A 208-nucleotide genomic window follows, 5' to 3' on the forward strand; every position below is an offset into this window, starting at 1 on the left:
GCAGAAGGTCGGCAACGAGGGCGTGATCACGGCTGAGGAAGCCAAGACCGCCGAGACCGAGCTCGACGTGGTCGAGGGCATGCAGTTCGACCGCGGCTACCTCTCGCCCTACTTCATCACCAACGCCGAGAAGATGGTCGCGGATCTGGATGACCCCTACATCCTGATCCACGAGAAGAAGCTCTCCTCGCTGCAGGCGCTCCTGCCG

1 pseudogene is annotated in these 208 nt (G+C 63.0%); it reads left to right on the forward strand.

The annotated features are described in order from the left end of the window. Window positions 1–208, forward strand: a pseudogene (groEL, locus tag WDW90_RS40520) (chaperonin GroEL); the annotation flags it as partial.

The sequence above is a fragment of the Methylobacterium nigriterrae genome, assembly GCF_037106235.1.
In the GTDB taxonomy this organism is placed as follows: domain Bacteria; phylum Pseudomonadota; class Alphaproteobacteria; order Rhizobiales; family Beijerinckiaceae; genus Methylobacterium; species Methylobacterium nigriterrae.